This is a genomic window from Herminiimonas sp. KBW02 (genome assembly GCF_003852535.1).
Lineage (GTDB): Bacteria > Pseudomonadota > Gammaproteobacteria > Burkholderiales > Burkholderiaceae_D > Oxalicibacterium.
Genome location: NZ_QAJP01000007.1, coordinates 194,101 through 211,183, shown reverse-complemented (window position 1 = coordinate 211,183; position 17,083 = coordinate 194,101). Strand labels below are relative to the sequence as shown.

The window sequence follows — 17,083 nt, the reverse complement described above, 5'->3', positions numbered from 1 at the left end:
AAACCGGGCACTGGCTAGTGCCTGCCTCACTATTCAAGGTAGAACATGGATCGCAGATTTTTTATCAAAAATACCGCATTGCTGACCCTGGCTGGCCTGGGTTCAGGTCTTACACTTTCGGCACGCGCTGCTGCAACCCCCGATGAAATTCGTCTCGACTATGCTTACTACTCACCGACCAGTCTGGTACTGAAACACTTCGGCTGGCTCGAAGAACAAGTTAAATCCAGCGGCATCAAAGTCAAATGGACGCTGTCGCAAGGCAGTAACCGCGCGCTGGAGTATCTGAGCGCCAACAGCATCGACTTCGGCAGCACTGCTGGCCTCGCCGCTGTCCTGTCGCGCGCCAATGGCAATCCTATCAAGAGCGTGTACGTGTACTCGCGTCCGGAATGGACCGCGCTGCTGGTACCCAAAGATTCACCGATCAAAACCGTGGCCGACCTCAAAGGTAAAAAAATCGCCGCCACCAAAGGTACCGATCCTTACCTCTTCCTGTTGCGCACACTGAAAGTCAACGGGCTGAAAAAATCCGATGTCGAAATCGTCCACCTGCAACACGCGGATGGCCGTGCAGCACTGGAAAGTGGTCGCATCGATGCGTGGGCTGGCCTCGATCCGCACATGGCTTCCAGTGAATTGCAAGCCGGTTCGCGCCTGCTGTATCGCAATGTTGCCTTCAACACCTATGGCTTCCTGAACGTAACCGAAGATTTCGCGAAGAAGTATCCGGATCAGGTAAAACAAGTATTGCAAGCGTACGAACGCGCACGTCTGTGGATACTCGCCAATCCGCGTGAAGCATCGCAGATCCAGGCCGATGAAGCAAAGATCTCGCTGGCCGTGGCCAAAGTGCAATTGAACCGCACCGATTTCTCGAATCCGTACATCGGTCGTGAACATCGTGAAGCCTTGCAGGCTGCCGCACCTATCCTGCTGCAGGAAGACCTGGTCAAGAAAGGTACTGACCTGAATAAAGTCATTAATGATCTGATCGACCCGAGCTTCGTGCAAACACTGGCACCGAAGAAATCGGCGACCTGATCGCAACGGATACCGACCTCATGGACAACAGTCGCAGCGCCAGCTTTATACCTGTCAACACCAGCCCGATCCGGCCGTCGCATGCGCCTGTGAACAAGCACGCTGCGGTAAAGGATGTGCCGGTTGCCAGTAGCAAGCCAGCCAGCCGCAGTCTCGGCTGGCTGGGGTGGATACTGCCGCTGGCGGCGCTGGGCCTGATCGAAGTCTCGGCACACCTGGGCTGGATCCAGGCACGCCTGCTGCCGCCGCCATCCGAAGTCGTGCAAACCCTCTCTGCGTTGCTCGAACAAGGCTTGCTGACACACATCAGTGCCAGCGTTGCGCGCGTGTTCTCCGGTTATGCCATCGGTGCCGGACTGGCCGTCCTGTTCGGTTTATTCGTCGGCCTCAGCAAGCATGCGGAAGCTTTCTTTGAACCGACCTTCCAGGCTTTGCGTGCCATACCCAGCCTGGCCTGGGTACCGCTGCTCCTGCTGTGGTTCGGCATAGATGAAACACCGAAGATCACGCTGATTGCTATCGGCGCTTTCTTCCCTATCTATCTCGGCCTGGTATCCGGCATCCGCAACGTGGATCGCAAGCTGATCGAACTCGGCGAAATCTATGGCTTGTCAGCTCCGGCACTGGCCCGCCGCATCGTGCTGCCTGCCGCATTACCCAGCCTGTTCACCGGCTTGCGTAACGGCTTGTCGCTGGCATGGATGTTCCTGGTTGCAGCAGAGCTGATTGCCGCCACCAAGGGCATCGGCTATCTGCTGACCGACGGTCGCGAAACCAGCCGGCCGGATGTCGTGCTGGCAGCGATCTTCCTGCTGGCCCTACTCGGCAAGCTGACTGATGGCTTATTGAAATGGCTGGAAACGCGCAAGCTGGCATGGTCAGACTCGCTCGCTACACGTTCAGTCTGAGGTTGCACACATGAGCATTGCACTCGTCCCACCACCCAAGCCTTTACTCGAACTGCATGTACGCGCAAAGAATTTCGGCGACCATACCGTTCTGGACAACGTTACGCTGACGCTCGCCGCGGGCGAAGTCGTCAGTCTGGTCGGTAAATCAGGTTGCGGTAAAAGTACGCTGCTGCGTCTGATCGCAGGTCTCGACAAAAACTATAGCGGTGAAATTTCACTGGCTGGCGTGCCGCTCAAAGGCGTCACACCAGATATCGGCCTGATCTTCCAGGAACCGCGTTTGCTGCCCTGGCTCAGCGTGGCAGAGAACGTCGGCTTCAACCGTCCGGATCAGGATCGCACGCGCGCGCATGACAATCCGCAAGTACTAGCCTTGCTGCATGAAGTCGGCCTGAGTGCGGCTATCGATTATTTACCCAAGCAATTATCAGGCGGCATGGCACAACGCGCGGCCATCGCCCGCGGACTATTCAATCAGCCACGCCTGTTATTACTGGATGAACCATTCTCTGCAGTCGATGCCTTTACCCGCATGCGCTTGCAGGACTTGCTGCTGACGCTGGCCGCCGAACATGGCTTTGCCGTGCTGCTGGTGACACACGATATCGATGAAGCGGCGTATCTCAGTGATCGCGTCCTGACCATGGGACAAGGCGAAATCATAGAAGACACCCGCGTCGACCTGCCACGTCCACGCAATCGACATACACCTGAGCTGGCGACTGCGCGCGACAACATCCTCAGGGTACTGGAAGAAATCCATGCCATTTGAATTAACTAGAAATCCAACATCGGGAGTAAATAATGAAAACCAATTCCAAACTACGCCGCACGCTACTGACGCTGCTCGCATTCAGTCCATTGTTCGCCTTGCCGGCACATGCACAAAAAGCCGGCGATACGGTACGCATCGGCTATCAAAAGTCATCGACCCTGATCACCGTACTGAAAACCCGCGGCACGCTGGAACAGCGACTCGGCGCATTGGGTGTGAAAGTGACCTGGCATGAATTTGCCAGCGGCCTGCCGCTGCTGGAAGCACTGAATGTCGGCGCCATTGATGTCTCCGCCGACGTTGCAGATACCGTACCTGTGTTCGCACAGGCAGCAGGTGCGCAACTGACCTATATCGCACAGGAATCGCCATCGCCGAGCGCTCAGGCTATCGTCGTCAAGGCTGACTCCAATATCAAAACCCTGGCTGACCTGCGCGGCAAACGTGTGGGCTTCGCCAAGGCTGCGGGTGCACATTATCTGCTGATCGCTGCACTGGAAAAAGCCGGTCTCTCGCTGAAGGATATTCAGCTCGCCTACCTGGCTCCGGCCGATGGTCGCGCCGCCTTCGAACGTGAAGCAATCGACGCATGGGTGATCTGGGATCCGTTCCTGGCTGCCGTACAACGTCAATCGCAAGTACGCGTGCTGACTGATGGTCGTGGCCTGGCTGATTACCAGCGCTACTACCTGGCTTCGACACCATATGCCAAAGCACGTCCTGACGTGGTGAAAGTCATCGTTGACTCCCTGTCCGAAACCGGCAAATGGGTCAAACAATCACCGAAAGACGCTGCCGCCCTGCTGGCACCGGTATGGGGCCTGGACGTAGCAACGGTTGAACAGGCCAACGCACGCCGCAGCTATGAAGTACGTGCCGTGTTGCCGGAACGCCTGGGCGAACAGCAAAAAATCGCCGACGCATTCCTGGCTGAAGGCTTGCTGCCGAAAAAGGTTAACGCGACTGCCGTACCCGTTTTTTAAATCACGCATCACCAGCATTGGAATAATCAGATCATGGGTCAAATACTGAAGCTCGATGAACAAGCGGCAGCACGCTATACACCGGATCATCTGGTCACACGCGATTTCGGCACGTTGACAGATGCGGTCGAGCAAACCGCAGCTGCACTGGCGCTCACCGCAACCGAGCGCGATCGCAGCGGCGGTACCGCATGGACCGAACGCCAGGTATTACGTGACAGTGGTTTGCTGAAGCTGGCGGTACCTGCTGCCTTTGGCGGACCGGAAACCCCATGGCCGACTATTTACAAAATCATCCGTCGCTTTGCTGAAGTCGACAGCTCGCTGGCACATCTGTTTGGCTTCCAGCACTTGCAGGTTGCCAGCGTCACGCTGTTCGGCAATCCGGAGCAGAAAGCACTGTACCTTGGCAAAACCGTCAGTGAAAACTGGTTCTGGGGTAACGCGACGAATGGCCTCGATACACGTGCCACCCTGGTCTGGCGTGAAGGCAAGGATAGCGCCGATGGTTACTACGAACTCAATGGCATCAAGTCATTCTGCTCGGGCGCGACTGGTTCCGATATGCTCAACATCACCGCGCCACGTTCTGCTGATCCGGCAGATCGCGTCTTCCTGTCCATCCCGACAGCCAGAGACGGCGTCAAGGTGCTGGATGACTGGGACAATCTGGGTCAGCGCCAGACAGACAGCGGCTCAGTCACCTTCGATAAAGTGCGGGTGGAAGCACATGAGGTACTCGGGCCACCGGGCACTTCCGGCACGCCACGCGCGACTTTGCGTACGTTGGTATCGCAATTGATTCTGATAGAAATTTATATCGGCAATGCCCAAGGTGCGTTGCTGAACGCATGGAAGTACACACATGAACAAGGCCGCCCGTGGTTCACGTCCGGCGTCGCGCGGGCGATAGACGATCCGTTTACGCAGCAACACTACGGTGATTTGCGCATTGCCTTGCGCGGAGCAATTGCGCTGGCAGAAGATGCTGCCGCCAAATTACAAACGGCCTGGGAACGCGGTGATGCACTGACCGCCGAAGAACGCGGCGCATTGGCAGTAGCTATCTATGAAACCAAAATCGCGGCAGCACGCGCAGCGCTGGATATTACTGCAAAGATATTTGAAGTCATGGGTGCGCGTGCTACTGCCGCCAAGTATGGCTTCGATCGCTACTGGCGCAATGTACGGGTGCACACTTTGCACGACTCCCTGGACTACAAACTCAAGGATGTCGGCCAGTGGGTGCTGACCGGAGAAGTACCTGCACCTTCGATTTATTCGTGATCCGAGTCGCTCAAGGCTGCTTGCTATCTTGCGCAAAGCCAGCCTTGAGTTCATCCACCAGCGTGTCCGGCACGTAATGCGGACCGTCAAATAAATATACCTGACGCGCACCGTAGGTTTTGAGTTGCGGCATCAGTTCAGCCGCAGTCGCAGCGCGGAAGCCGCCACCGACTTGCGGCCGGAATGCTTCGACGATCACGCGCACACGATTCTTACCCAGACGCTTTTCCATCGCGGTCACATAATCAAGTGCGACGCTGGCCTCACGCGCATGCACGCCGACGCCATCCTGAAAAAACACACCGACATCTTTCGGCAACCAGACTTCCAGCCACTTCGCCACATCATCCGGCCCGACATTCGCACTGTCATAGACACTGATCCACAAAGGACGCGGCAACTTGTTCAGGACGGCTGCCAGCTTGGGCGCGTCACCCCAGGTCGGGTCTATCTCTACCGGGAAATACCAGCCGACCACATTCAACGGCGTCGGCAGCCTGGCCAGGCGCTCGGACAATGCGCCCAGCTCATCCAGCTTGGTACGTGCCCTGGTCTCGTCAAAATATCCGGCCAGGCCCAGTATGACTTCCTTGGCCCACGGTTCGGCGGCGATGCGCGGCCAGTCCGGCAACCTGGGCGCCGTCGGTATCCCGGCACCGCTGACGAATGCGATGTTGTCGACAGCTGTCCACTGGATCAATAACTGACGCGCGCCTATCTGATCCCATTTCCCTTTGGGATCGATGAGTGCATTTTCAGGCTGCCATACGACGCCGCTGATGGTCGATGCGCAAGCAGTGAGCATGCTGACGCCACCTAATAATGCGGAAAGCAGCAAACAGCGAACGAGGAAAGGTCGTACGGAGGGAAAGAAGCTGGTTTCAACTGCGGACGGCATGGCGATCCCTGACGATAAAGTAGTTCATTGTGCACTCTTTAAGCATCAGGGGGAAATCGACACGCGCTTCATATCCACGCAGCAAGATGTCAGTAAGCAAGCGTGGTACGGAAGACCACGCCTTCTGCCCTGTCATCACCGGACAATTTGAAGCGATACTGCAGCGAGAAATCGACATACGACTGCGGCGCCTTGTAGTGATCTTCGCGGAACCAGTAACGCATGCTGACACCTGGCCCCATACCGATGGCCGTTTTATCCGCCGGCAGTCTTAAGCTCGAATTGAAATCAGAACCCAGGGCTACGTGTGGTGTGACCGTCAGTTTCGGATTGATATTATCCAGTCGGTAGGTACGTCCCAGCTGCCCCTCAAACACCGAATACGTTTGCTTGTTGTCTATATAGCGGCCAACCTCACCAAAGATCTGACCAGTCCACCAGCCAGGCTGATCGACACGCAAGTCGGTACCGAAGGAATTTGAGTACGCCAGACGTGCCACCCAGTCACCATCACCAGATGCCGAACCGATCTTGATCTGGCGTTGCAGGGCCATGATGAAATTGGTTTCACTGAATGGCTTCCAGCGAATACCGATACCACCTTGTGCGGTAGGTGCACCGGTTACTGCATTACTTTTGTTATACACAGACTCAAACAGGCTCGCATAAATCTCGATCGGCCGTCCGCTGCGATAACCGAATGGCCGCCAATATACTTCGCCACCTATCTGTGCACTGTTATTCGTACCGCCAGGTGTGATACCGGAACCTGGCTGCAGGCTGGCACCACGATAATTCAGTGACGCAGTCGCACCCCAGGTACGTTCTATGTCGGCAATCGCGCGACGGGTTTCAAACAGTTGTTGCGGCGTGAGCGCAATATCGCCCTTATCCACCGCATCCACGGTACGACGGAAATACTTCGAAGCATCCGGATCACGTCGTGCACTCAAGGCCGCATACGCGGTATCCGGTATCGCCGCCGGTGGCAGGCTGCCTTCCCGGTCAGCCTGGTCAAACAGGGTAAAGGCACGCGCACTCTCGCCGGCTGATGTTGCTACGTAAGCTTGTTCAACTTTGGGCATGCCATCGAACACGCCTGCTTCTTCAGCGGCATGGTAACGACGACTTGCCTCCTTGCGCTCATGCAGGAGGGACAGCATATTGATCTGCAGCGGTACCGAGGCAGTACCCAGCTGCAAAACATCTTTATAGTCTTGCTCGGCCAGTTCCTTTTTACCCAGCGCTTCGCGTACGCGTCCGCGTTGCGCCAGCATTTCAGGATCGCGGTTACCATTGTTGATCGCCAGCGTCGCTTCACGTTCGGCGGCTTCCAGTTGCTTGTCGCGACTGAGGATATTCACCAGCAATAATTGATAGGCGGGATTGCCCGGCGACTTCTGCAAAGCTGCCCTTGTATTGCTCAATGCCTGCGGATAATCGTTGCTGGCCAATGCCTTGTACGCAGCATCAGCGCTGGCATATGCAGGGTCCAGCGGTGCGCTGCCCGGTACCAGGCCGCACACTTCTGCATTCGCAGCGCCGCGGCAACGCAAGGCTGGCGGAGGCATGGTCTGGGTACTCGCTATGTTTTGCTGGCTGGCCTGCCACAGACGCAATTCCGCAGCACTGCGTTTGCGGGCGGCAACGGCAGCGTTACCATCCAGCGACTCCAGCACTTGCAAGGCTGCATCCGGATCACCTGCCTGCAGACCTGCATCGGCAATGATGAGGCGCAAATTGACCATGTCTTCAGTCGACATACTGCCGCGCATGGACAAGGCTTGCGCAAAATCGGCAGTTGCCATCTGACGCTGGCCCAGACGCTGCCTGACATAAGCCCGCCAGGTCAGTGCGACCGGATCATTTCCTTGTTGCAGCAAGGGCTCCAGCGCCTGCGACGCTTCATCCAGTCGATTCGCACCCAGCAACGATTGCACCAGCAGCAAGCGATACACGCGGCGTTCCGGCGCGTACTTCACTGCACGTTGCGCCGCATCCACTGCCTTGGCGTAGTCCTGTTGCTCGAGCGCCTGATAAATCTGTGCACCGGCTGCGCCAGCCAGGTTCTGATTCACCACTACACGTTCATGCGCAAAAGCAGAACGCGGACCAAAACGTTGCAGTGCCTCTGTCACACTCTGATCCGCATCATTAAATCTCTGCGCCGCCAATTGGGAATTAATCAGCAAAGTCCAGTACGCTGCATTAGACGGTGCCAGCCGCACTGCATTCTGTGCATGGCTGATCGCTGTGGCGTAATCCTTTTTGTCATAGGCCTTATAGCCTTTGTCAGCGGCCAGGTAGGCCGGATTACTGGCAGGCGCTGCGGCCTTCGGTACTGCCTTCGCCGCAGCTGCAGCCTGTTGCTTGTTCTTTTGCGCCGCTTCCGCCTGTGCCTGTAATTGCTTCAGACGCGCCACATCCGGACGTAAGCGTGCGGCTTCCTTAGCCTGCTCTGCAGCCTTCGCATAATCACCCTTTGCGTAGGACTTGTAAGCAGCGTCCGCCATTTCATAAGCGGGCCCGCTCAATGGCACATCAGTTTCTTCCGCAGCGACATGCGTCAGCATGCCTGCATTCATCAACAGCAATAAAAGAAGATTTGTTTTTTTCATTAATGGCTCTCTTGTGCTGCACGCAGACGACGTTGTTCTTCCACTACCTGTTCTATGACATGACGTTCGATGACACCGCTGGCAACCAGATAATCACCAATGCGCCCATGTTCTTCCGGCCGGTAAGCATCCATCGCAGCATCGAATGCTTCCCTCCGTACCAGGCCGCGCTCTATCAGCAAATCGCCCAGCAGAGGTACACCGGTAGCGCCTTCCGGCAGCGGCCGGAAGGCATCGGTTTCACCACGCAGGAAACGCAAGCCGGCGGCGATTTCACTATCACGCGCAATGCGCAGCGCCGGGTCCTGGCCAAACACAATGGATACTTCCTGCATCTCTTCCTGTGTCAGCGGTGCCGCCACCACGACCAACGGGCGATTGTGCATATCATTCCCGATGTACAGCATGCGCAGGCGCACACACAGCTCCAGCGGTAAATAACCGGCATACTTCTCTATCAGTTCCGCATCCAGATTGGCACGCGGCAGATCGGACTGGAAGGCGATCGCTTCAGCCAGCGTTTCTTCATCCAGCCAGCCGTTCGAAATCAGGATACGGCCCAGTGGCCGATGCGTTTTTTCGCGTTCTTCCAGGGCATTGTTCATCTTGTCAGCATCAACCGCTTGCCATGCCGTCAGCACTTCACCCAGCAACTGGCGCTTCTGCACCAATTGCGAAGTAGTCGGGAAATCGTGCATGGTCTTGTCCCAGACCATCTTTTTCCCCATCAGCATATGGCCGGAAAACAGTTTCCATGCGCGGCATACCGCCATGAAGTTGATGACGTTGCCCACTACCATGCGCGGGATAGACATCAGGCCATGTTCCCAACCGTACAGGCGCGCCACGAAGTAAAACCGCTGGATTACACGCAAGGCCAGTGCAAACAGAATGAACTGAGCCACCCACTGCAACCAGCTACCCTCGACAAAGATACTGGGAAATTCCATCGTCCAGATACCAGCCAGATGCGCCAGATAAAACAGAATGAACTGGAAGAACAGCACATACGCCACCACACTGACGATGGAGGTCACTATCCCTTTGCGATCACGGAACAACAGATATTTATGCGCGAACGAACCACGCCAGCCCATCTGTTCCCAGTTCTGCATACTGATACCCAGCACCCAGCGGGCCTTTTGCCGGTACGAAGTGCGGAATGTATCGGGGAAGAATTCGCGTACACATAAAGGCATGCGTATGACGCGCTCCTGGTCCGGGCCGAGGCCAAACCAGCGCCGCCCGCGGGTGACGAAATCAACCGGGAACACGGCAAAGATGGCTTTCATGCCCATCGCTGCCAGACGATTACCGACGTCGTAATCTTCGGTCAGGCTTTCCGTATTGAACGGTTGGTTATCGGTAATCGCAGCCAGTGCCAGCAAGGCACGGCGCGAGAAACAGGTGCCTACACCGGCCGATGGCACAGTACCTGTTACGCTTTCACGCACCACCAGATCCTTGGCATGCCATTCGGCAAACTCATCCATGTAAACACCTGCCACCAATTCATACCACTCGCGCTCCAGCGAGGCGACCGGCAACTGGATCATGTCTTTACGCGGCAACAGATAATTGAAAAACTTCAGTTCCAGCGGATGCAACACGTCTTCACTATCGTGCAGGATGACGCCGGCAAATTCGATCCCGGCTTGCTGCTCGTGCAGGAAAATCGCCTGTATCACCCAGTTCAGGCAATCGGCCTTGCAGGTAGGACCGTCATGCGGCACTTCGACACGGCGCAATTGCTTATAGCGACGTCGCATGCGTTCCACTTCTTCTATCGTTCTGTGATCATTGACGTAAGTACCGACGAACACGGTGTAGTTACGATAATCAAGCGTCGCCACCATGCTTTCTATCATCTGCGCGATCACGTCATACTCAAGCCAGGCTGGCACCATGATCGCCAGATGTTGCTCTTCGCGCTCCTTGATTTGTTCCGGCGTCAACGGACGATAGCTGTCATTATTCCGGAACCTGAATTTCCGGATAATCTCACGCGTCCAGTACCAGCCATCGATAAACAAATCATCAAAACTGGAGATCATGATGAGCACCGCCACTACGACACCAATGCTCTCCAGTACGCTGTAATACTGCGCAAAGAATATCGGCCAGAATAGAGAATCGGCACTCAAATCACAGACCCTGTTGCGATCCCGCCGCTTTACGCTTGTTGCGGCGAACTTGTGCCACGCGTGCAGAGATCAGGATAAAGATAATCACTGCAATCGCAGCCAGCCACCATTCCATATGACGCTGCCATATGGATTGGGGATTATCTTCCTTCGCAAACCGGCTATCGGTCGGATCGTTCTTGTCAATTTGCAGTACTGGCCCGGCATCGGTAATCACCGCCAGATTGCCATGTGCCAGACGGAAGGAACTGCTGAGGACCGGCATGTTTTTACCCACACTATAGAAACGGATGCCGCTCTGACCGTTGACTTCGACCACTTCCGCCACACCGATGCGATCCAGTCCTTTCAATTGCAGGATAGGTTTTTTCTCCGCACCGTTCAGCACCAGCATACCGTTATGCTCTTCAGCCGCAGCCTTGCCTTCCGGCGGCGCATCCAGCGCCAGGAATGGCGTGCTCGGCTTCAGGGCTTCGCCCTGCTTCAGTACAGAGAATTGACTATGTATAGAAGACAAACCCGCGGCGTCCGCCATACGTACCGTCATCGGCAACATCACCGGCGCATCCTGCAGCCATGCGTCCTTGACGATGAGCGTACTTTCTTTCGCATAGCGTGCCGCAATACCGACGAAGTTATCGCCAGGTGCCATTTGCTTCAGTTTCAAATGACTGCCCGGAAAAATCGCGACCGGGAATGAAGTCGTCGTGTCATGGCAATGCTGCTTGGAAGACTGACGTATGAAAACAATACGTATGATGTTGCGTGCCGCCAGTGTGTAGTACGGGATATCCACCGCGACACGATGCGGCTTGCCGTCCGCCGTCATCACGTGCGCACCAAGCAAATAGTCATTCATGAAAATGGAAGCAACCGGCGCTTCGCCATTGGTACCGGGAGCCGCGGACAGATCAAACACGACCTGGCTAGGCAGGCGGCCACTGCCCACCAGCTCGCCAATTTCGAATGAGACTGCACGTTCGGCTTTTTCCGACACTTCCATCGTACCGTTGATACCGCCGAACTGACTGAGCAATACAGTGGACGCTTTGGCGCGCAACGCTTCAGCTGACTCGACCGTCAGATCTTTGGAAGCGGCTATCGGGCGCCACAAGGTATCGAACAAAGCGGCGCATTCTTGCCGCCTTTGGCCGCTACCATGATGACCGGGCTGCCGACGAAGGAAGCCAGGCGAACCTGGTCAGCTTGATTGGGTTGATCCAGGATGGCCACATCGGTTTTCAGCCAGTTCTGGAAGATTGCACCGGAATCCGGTGAACTCGCCTGAATTTCCGCCCCCAGCGCATTCATCGCATTGCGCAGATTGGTATTCATCGCCGCATCAGCCACCACCAGATCAGCGCGGAACTGTCCCTGGTTACCAAGAATGAACAAGGCTGCGATTTCCGCATTGTTCTTGATCTTGTATTGCGCATCACCATTCATTAAAGAAGCAAATGAAGGGACGACACGCAACTCGGGAGGTACGCTGATCGCGGAAAGATTGACGGTGTCACCCACTGCCGGCAACGCCATCCAGCGCGGCCGTTTGCCGGCACGCTTCAGGGTCAGGCCCATACGCCATGCAGTATCGTAAGCGTCCGGAGTAAGGTTGCGGCCGGATACCAGCAAGACCGGATTCGGTGGTAAGGCGCTCCACGCAGTGGCGATTGATTTGATCGCGCTCCGATCATAGCTATAAGTAAACCGTGAGCTGGGCTCTACCCTCAAGGCATTACCCGGAGCGCGCTGGTCGCTACACACAGTCTCCGATATCACCGAAGACCAGGTGATACCAAACTTTACAAAACCATCGTTGCGCGCTTGTCCGGGAATCGCAATCCCCTGGCTGAGGTCGCCCTGATCTTCCGCCAGCCTGCGCGCAACCGTCGGATAACCATCGATCGACAAAGCCATCGAAGTACGACCACCGTCAGCGCGCAGATAACTCGCATTGAATTGCAGGGAAGCATTCATCACCGGCACACCGGCAGGGACCGGCAGGAATAATTCGCGCTGACTTTCAGCACCGGTAAAGATTATAGGATTGGTGATGCCCAGCTCTTTCAATGTCACCTGACGCATCACCGACTGATCCGACGCCATTTGCAGGAAATGACGCCCTACGCCGTCTGCTGACCAGGCGCTGGCAGTAACAGCGGACAACAGGACTGTAGCCAGTAGCGGCCTGAACAAGGATGAACGGGATGGCATCCGGCTATGTGATGGCTCAGAGATGCGATTAAGTACGCGCATAATTTCCTCGGGAGATAAATTCGCTGAGGGCTGCATCAGCGTCGGTATTGAATTCTTCGAAATCCTTGCCCAGCAGGGCGCGCACGATGCGCGACGAAGCGTGGCCGTCGCCGTAAGGATTCACAACATTGGAAAACTGACGGTATTTTTTCTCATCATCGAACAGGAGATCGACTCCATCGACAATGCGTTTCTTGCTGGTTCCTATCAGTTGTACTGTTCCGGCGGCTACCGCTTCCGGACGCTCAGTGACATCGCGCATGACCAGTACCGGTTTACCCAATGACGGCGCTTCTTCCTGCACACCGCCGGAATCCGTCAGTACCACGTGCGACAACTGCATCAGGCGCACAAACTCGAGGTAATCCAGTGGTTCTATCAAATGCACGCGCGGCAGGTTCGACAGCAACTGCTGAACCGGGCCGCGCACATTGGGATTGAGGTGTACCGGATAGACGATATCGATGTCGGGACGCCTGGCCAGCTCTGCTAATGCTTCGCAGATATGCGCAAAACCGTCACCGAAGTTTTCACGCCTGTGACCGGTAACCAGCAAGATGCGGCGTTCCGGTGTAATGAAGGGAAACCTGGCATCCAGTTTCGCGCGCAGGTTCGTATCCTTATTCAGGCGCTGCGCTGTCAATTGCAAGGCGTCGATCACCGTATTACCGGTTACGACAACACGACCACCGAGATTCTCGCGCAGCAGGTTATCGCGTGAACTGACGGTCGGCGCAAACAGGAAATCGCTCATGACGTCAATCACGCGCCGGTTCATTTCCTCCGGCCATGGCTGGCTCAGGTCGCCGGTGCGTAAACCCGCTTCCACATGGCCCACCGGGATGCGCCGGTGAAATGCTGCAGTCGCTGCCACCATTGCTGTTGAGGTATCTCCATGCACCAGTACACGATCCGGCCGTTCGCTTTCCAGAATAGGATCAAGCTTGGCAAAAATGCGGGAACACAGGGAATTCAGGGATTGGTTCGGCACCATCACATCGAGATCGTGATGAGCCTTGATGTCGAACAGGTTCATTACCTGTTCCAGCATGGTTCTGTGCTGCCCCGTAATACAAACCACCGAGTCGATGCTGGCGGCCTGTTCCAGGGTGCGTACCAATGGGGCCATTTTGATGGCTTCGGGACGCGTGCCAAAAATTGAAAGTATTTTCATGCGCCTATTGTCCTTTCTATAAAAATTGTCGTTTGCCAACAAACTCGACAACTTATTGATTGGTTTCTTAGATTTGCAGCGCTTGATGCCGGGTATGCCTCTCCTGTCTCTTGCAAACAAAACAGCCCTTAGAGCAAAGTATTAAATTCTCGTTATCAACATTTATAACATGAGTCACAAATGGCGCATAAGTTCATTTACATTTGTCAACTTTAATACCAAGTACTTTACACAGCGTTCGTTGACAAATAGAAACTGATTCGTCATGGATACTTATACGGAAGAAATGAAAAAACGGATTCAGCAAAACTCGTACACGCTGAATAAAAAGATGGGATTAAAACAGACGTAACCTTGACGCGCCTGTTCCCGGCAAGAAGCGATAAAAACCTCGGGTGATGTCGAATGTTAAGCGAACTTAAACGCAAAACATCAGGAAGTCTGGATAACGTTTAATGTACCTAATTTGCTGATGGCAAGATCAAGGAAAGCTCTTGATTTGGCTGCCAGCAGGCGCGCGCTGGGTACGATCAGTTGTACCGGTAACATCGGTGATTCGATTTCAGGCAACACGCGCAACAAGGTGCCGGCGCGCAACTCATCTGCAACCTGATACGACAACACGCGCGCCAGGCCACGGCCAGCTTTGGCTGCCAGTAATACCGCATCAATTTCATTCACGATCAAACGTGGTGCGAGGGCCACAATGTGTTCACGTCCGTTATGGCGGAAGCGCCATTCAGGAGCTTTTTCACGTATCGCCGTAAAAATTACATCATGCGCGGCAATGTCAGCTATCGATTCCGGCTTGCCCTTGCGCGCAATATAGTCCGGACTGGCGACCAGCAAGCTTTGTACTTGCCCGACCCGACGCGCCACCATGCTGGTATCTGCCAGCGTACCGATGCGCACGCCGACATCTATCCCTTCCTCTATCAAATCCAGATTGCGATCATTGGTTACCAGCTCTACCCGCATCTCCGGATACTGATCAAGATAGCTATTAACGATGGGCGCAATATGCCGCCGCCCGAACACAACTGGCGCGGTTACCCGCAACACGCCGCGTAAAGGCGCGGACGCATCTTCCTGCACGGTCTCCTCGTAATCAGCCAGTACACGTCGCGCATGTTGCGCCAGGCGCGAGCCCGCTTCAGTCGCCACCAGACGACGCGTTGTGCGCTCAAACAGACGGGTGCCGACACGCTCTTCCAGCGAGCCCAGGGCCCGCGTAATAGCTGGCGGCGAACGCCGGAGTTTACGGCTGGCAGCGATCAGGCTGCCGCTATCCAGGATGGCGATAAAGACTTCCAGCTCGTCCAGTCTATCCATATGACTATTCCTATTTGTGAAACAGTAAATTTCAATTTCACCTAATTTACATCAATTTAAGGAATACATAAGATCTAGTCACCAAAACTGAAGGAGTAAATCATGAGTACCCCCGGTATCAAACTCTATGGCGTCACCCTGTCCGGCCACTGCCATCGCGTCGCCCTGTTCCTGAACCTGCTCAATATCCCATTTGAAGCAGTGAATGCGGATGCGGCGCTGCGCGCCTCTGCTGATTTCCGCCAACTCAATCCACTCGGCCAGATTCCGGTGCTGTGTGACGGCGACCTGGTCCTGAGCGACAGCAATGCCATTCTGGTGTATCTGGCCAAACGTTACGCTGCGGGTAGTCTGTGGTTGCCGGAAGATGCCATCGGTGCTGCACAGGTTCAGCGCTGGCTATCGATAGCAGCAGGCGAATTGCGTTACGGCCCGGCCAATGCGCGCATCTACCGTTTATGGAAAATGGGTAAGGATGATCCGGTCCGTGCAGCCGAAATCGGCCATGATTTGCTCGCCTTTATGGAGCAGCATCTCGCCACGCGCCACTACCTTGCGACCGATCATCCGAGCATCGCCGACCTGGCTTGCCATTCGTATGTGGCACATGCACCGGAAGGCGGCATTCCGCTGGATCAGTATCCGGCCGTACGTGCATGGCTGGCACGCATAGAGCAGTTGCCTGGCTTTGTGGCAATGCCACGTTCAGCGATACCGGAAGCAGCATGAACATCCAGCCGGAGCTCTTTCATACTGGAGAAGTGCAAGCGCATGCATTGGCAGGCAGCGGTACGCCTGCTGCTGCCATCCGTAACTTCATGCCGGAACAGCACCGGCTATTCTTCCCATTGCTGCCTTATCTGATGCTCGCCACGACTGACGACAGCGGCTGGCCGGTCGCCACCATCGTGACCGGCGCGGCAGGCTTCGTCTCGTCACCGGATCCCATGCACTTGCACATCGCGGCAGATGCGCATTGGCCCGGCATCAGCAAGGAGCAATTTGTCACTGGTCAGCAAGTAGGTATGCTCGGCATAGACTTCAACACGCGCAGACGCAACCGCGCGAACGGCGTGATTCAGGACGCGGGCGACAATGGCGTGCATATCAGCGTGACGCAATCGTTCGGCAACTGCCCGCGATATATACAACTGCGTGATGTACAAACCGCGCCGTCGGGCGAGATTGCACTGCCTGCGCAAAGTTTTACCGAACTGGACGCAGCTGCACGCGAGCTGATCCATCACGCAGATAGTCTTTTTGTGGCGACCACTTCAGGCGCGCATGAAACGAATATGGGCGGGCCGGATATCTCGCACCGAGGTGGCATGCCGGGCTTCATCCGTATTGATGGCAACACGCTGACGATACCGGACTTCAACGGCAACAAGTATTTCAATACGCTCGGCAATATGTTGCTGGAACCGCGCGCCGCCCTGCTCTTCATAGACTACGCCAGCGGTAGCTTATTGCATCTGCAAGGCAGAACCGAAGTCCTGTGGCAATCGAAAGAAGCGGCGGCATTGACTGGTGCGGAACGCCTGTGGCGCTTCCACATCACTGGTGGCTGGTGGCAGGCACATGCAATCCCGTTGCGCTGGAGCTTGCGCGAGATAGCACCGACTACCGCACGTACCGGTATCTGGGCAGCAACGTATTGA

General features: G+C 55.6%; 14 protein-coding genes. 7 read left to right on the top strand and 7 right to left on the bottom strand.

What is annotated here, in order from left to right; all coding sequences use genetic code 11:
* The first annotated feature begins 45 nt into the window (after positions 1-45).
* From DBR37_RS13000 to DBR37_RS12980, 5 genes are read left to right on the top strand one after another with little or no spacing between them, the layout of a single operon-like run.
* Positions 46-1,044, top strand: coding sequence for an aliphatic sulfonate ABC transporter substrate-binding protein (locus tag DBR37_RS13000; protein WP_124574908.1), 999 nt, complete (start codon positions 46-48; stop codon positions 1,042-1,044).
* Between the two features lie 20 nt (positions 1,045-1,064).
* The gene (locus DBR37_RS12995; protein ID WP_124574907.1) at positions 1,065-1,952 is read left to right on the top strand and encodes an ABC transporter permease; all 888 of its coding nucleotides are present in this window, start codon (positions 1,065-1,067) and stop codon (positions 1,950-1,952) included.
* Between the two features lie 10 nt (positions 1,953-1,962).
* Positions 1,963-2,727: an ABC transporter ATP-binding protein gene (locus DBR37_RS12990; RefSeq protein WP_124574906.1), complete on the top strand. Its 765-nt coding sequence runs from the start codon at positions 1,963-1,965 to the stop codon at positions 2,725-2,727.
* 32 nt (positions 2,728-2,759) lie between these two features.
* Positions 2,760-3,713, top strand: coding sequence for an aliphatic sulfonate ABC transporter substrate-binding protein (locus tag DBR37_RS12985; protein WP_124574905.1), 954 nt, complete (start codon positions 2,760-2,762; stop codon positions 3,711-3,713).
* 33 nt (positions 3,714-3,746) lie between these two features.
* Positions 3,747-5,000 (top strand): acyl-CoA dehydrogenase family protein, encoded by a 1,254-nt coding sequence (locus DBR37_RS12980; RefSeq protein WP_124574904.1) that lies wholly within the window; start codon positions 3,747-3,749, stop codon positions 4,998-5,000.
* A gap of 10 nt (positions 5,001-5,010) precedes the next feature.
* Here the strand turns inward: DBR37_RS12980 and DBR37_RS12975 are convergent, their stop codons facing one another.
* From DBR37_RS12975 to DBR37_RS12945, 7 genes are all read right to left on the bottom strand, one after another.
* The gene (locus DBR37_RS12975) at positions 5,011-5,805 is read right to left on the bottom strand and encodes a hypothetical protein (RefSeq protein ID WP_233588372.1); all 795 of its coding nucleotides are present in this window, start codon (positions 5,803-5,805) and stop codon (positions 5,011-5,013) included.
* Positions 5,806-5,987: 182 nt separating this feature from the next.
* A complete protein-coding gene (locus DBR37_RS12970; protein ID WP_124574902.1) occupies positions 5,988-8,516 on the bottom strand; it encodes a bacteriophage N4 adsorption protein A in 2,529 nt (842 codons plus the stop codon).
* Positions 8,516-10,660, bottom strand: coding sequence for a glycosyl transferase family protein (locus tag DBR37_RS12965; RefSeq protein ID WP_124574901.1), 2,145 nt, complete (start codon positions 10,658-10,660; stop codon positions 8,516-8,518). The genes DBR37_RS12970 and DBR37_RS12965 overlap by 1 nt, the downstream gene beginning before the upstream one ends.
* A gap of 1 nt (position 10,661) precedes the next feature.
* Positions 10,662-11,786 carry a hypothetical protein gene (locus DBR37_RS12960; RefSeq protein WP_124574900.1) on the bottom strand — a complete coding sequence of 375 codons (1,125 nt, stop codon included), beginning with the start codon at positions 11,784-11,786 and terminating at the stop codon, positions 10,662-10,664.
* Entirely contained in the window at positions 11,759-12,916 is a 1,158-nt protein-coding gene (locus tag DBR37_RS12955) for a cellulose biosynthesis cyclic di-GMP-binding regulatory protein BcsB (RefSeq protein WP_158610250.1), read from the bottom strand. The genes DBR37_RS12960 and DBR37_RS12955 overlap by 28 nt, the downstream gene beginning before the upstream one ends.
* Positions 12,903-14,090: a non-hydrolyzing UDP-N-acetylglucosamine 2-epimerase gene (gene wecB / locus DBR37_RS12950; RefSeq protein WP_124574898.1), complete on the bottom strand. Its 1,188-nt coding sequence runs from the start codon at positions 14,088-14,090 to the stop codon at positions 12,903-12,905. Before wecB ends, DBR37_RS12955 begins: the two co-directional genes overlap by 14 nt.
* A gap of 432 nt (positions 14,091-14,522) precedes the next feature.
* The gene (locus DBR37_RS12945; protein ID WP_124574897.1) at positions 14,523-15,422 is read right to left on the bottom strand and encodes a LysR family transcriptional regulator; all 900 of its coding nucleotides are present in this window, start codon (positions 15,420-15,422) and stop codon (positions 14,523-14,525) included.
* Between the two features lie 102 nt (positions 15,423-15,524).
* On the opposite strand from DBR37_RS12945, the gene DBR37_RS12940 reads away from it, so the two are divergent.
* A complete protein-coding gene (locus DBR37_RS12940; RefSeq protein WP_124574896.1) occupies positions 15,525-16,151 on the top strand; it encodes a glutathione S-transferase family protein in 627 nt (208 codons plus the stop codon).
* Complete coding sequence (locus DBR37_RS12935) at positions 16,148-17,083, top strand: pyridoxamine 5'-phosphate oxidase family protein (RefSeq protein ID WP_233588371.1); 936 nt, start codon at positions 16,148-16,150, stop codon at positions 17,081-17,083. The genes DBR37_RS12940 and DBR37_RS12935 overlap by 4 nt, the downstream gene beginning before the upstream one ends.

Bases quoted from the DNA above. Each gene is read 5' to 3' on its own strand.
- DBR37_RS13000 (WP_124574908.1), top strand. From the start codon at position 46: ATGGATCGCAGATTTTTTATCAAAAATACCGCATTGCTGACCCTGGCT.
- DBR37_RS12995 (WP_124574907.1), top strand. From the start codon at position 1,065: ATGGACAACAGTCGCAGCGCCAGCTTTATACCTGTCAACACCAGCCCG.
- DBR37_RS12990 (WP_124574906.1), top strand. From the start codon at position 1,963: ATGAGCATTGCACTCGTCCCACCACCCAAGCCTTTACTCGAACTGCAT.
- DBR37_RS12985 (WP_124574905.1), top strand. From the start codon at position 2,760: ATGAAAACCAATTCCAAACTACGCCGCACGCTACTGACGCTGCTCGCA.
- DBR37_RS12980 (WP_124574904.1), top strand. From the start codon at position 3,747: ATGGGTCAAATACTGAAGCTCGATGAACAAGCGGCAGCACGCTATACA.
- DBR37_RS12975 (WP_233588372.1), bottom strand. From the start codon at position 5,805: ATGCTCACTGCTTGCGCATCGACCATCAGCGGCGTCGTATGGCAGCCT.
- DBR37_RS12970 (WP_124574902.1), bottom strand. From the start codon at position 8,516: ATGAAAAAAACAAATCTTCTTTTATTGCTGTTGATGAATGCAGGCATG.
- DBR37_RS12955 (WP_158610250.1), bottom strand. From the start codon at position 12,916: ATGCGCGTACTTAATCGCATCTCTGAGCCATCACATAGCCGGATGCCA.
- wecB (WP_124574898.1), bottom strand. From the start codon at position 14,090: ATGAAAATACTTTCAATTTTTGGCACGCGTCCCGAAGCCATCAAAATG.
- DBR37_RS12945 (WP_124574897.1), bottom strand. From the start codon at position 15,422: ATGGATAGACTGGACGAGCTGGAAGTCTTTATCGCCATCCTGGATAGC.
- DBR37_RS12940 (WP_124574896.1), top strand. From the start codon at position 15,525: ATGAGTACCCCCGGTATCAAACTCTATGGCGTCACCCTGTCCGGCCAC.
- DBR37_RS12935 (WP_233588371.1), top strand. From the start codon at position 16,148: ATGAACATCCAGCCGGAGCTCTTTCATACTGGAGAAGTGCAAGCGCAT.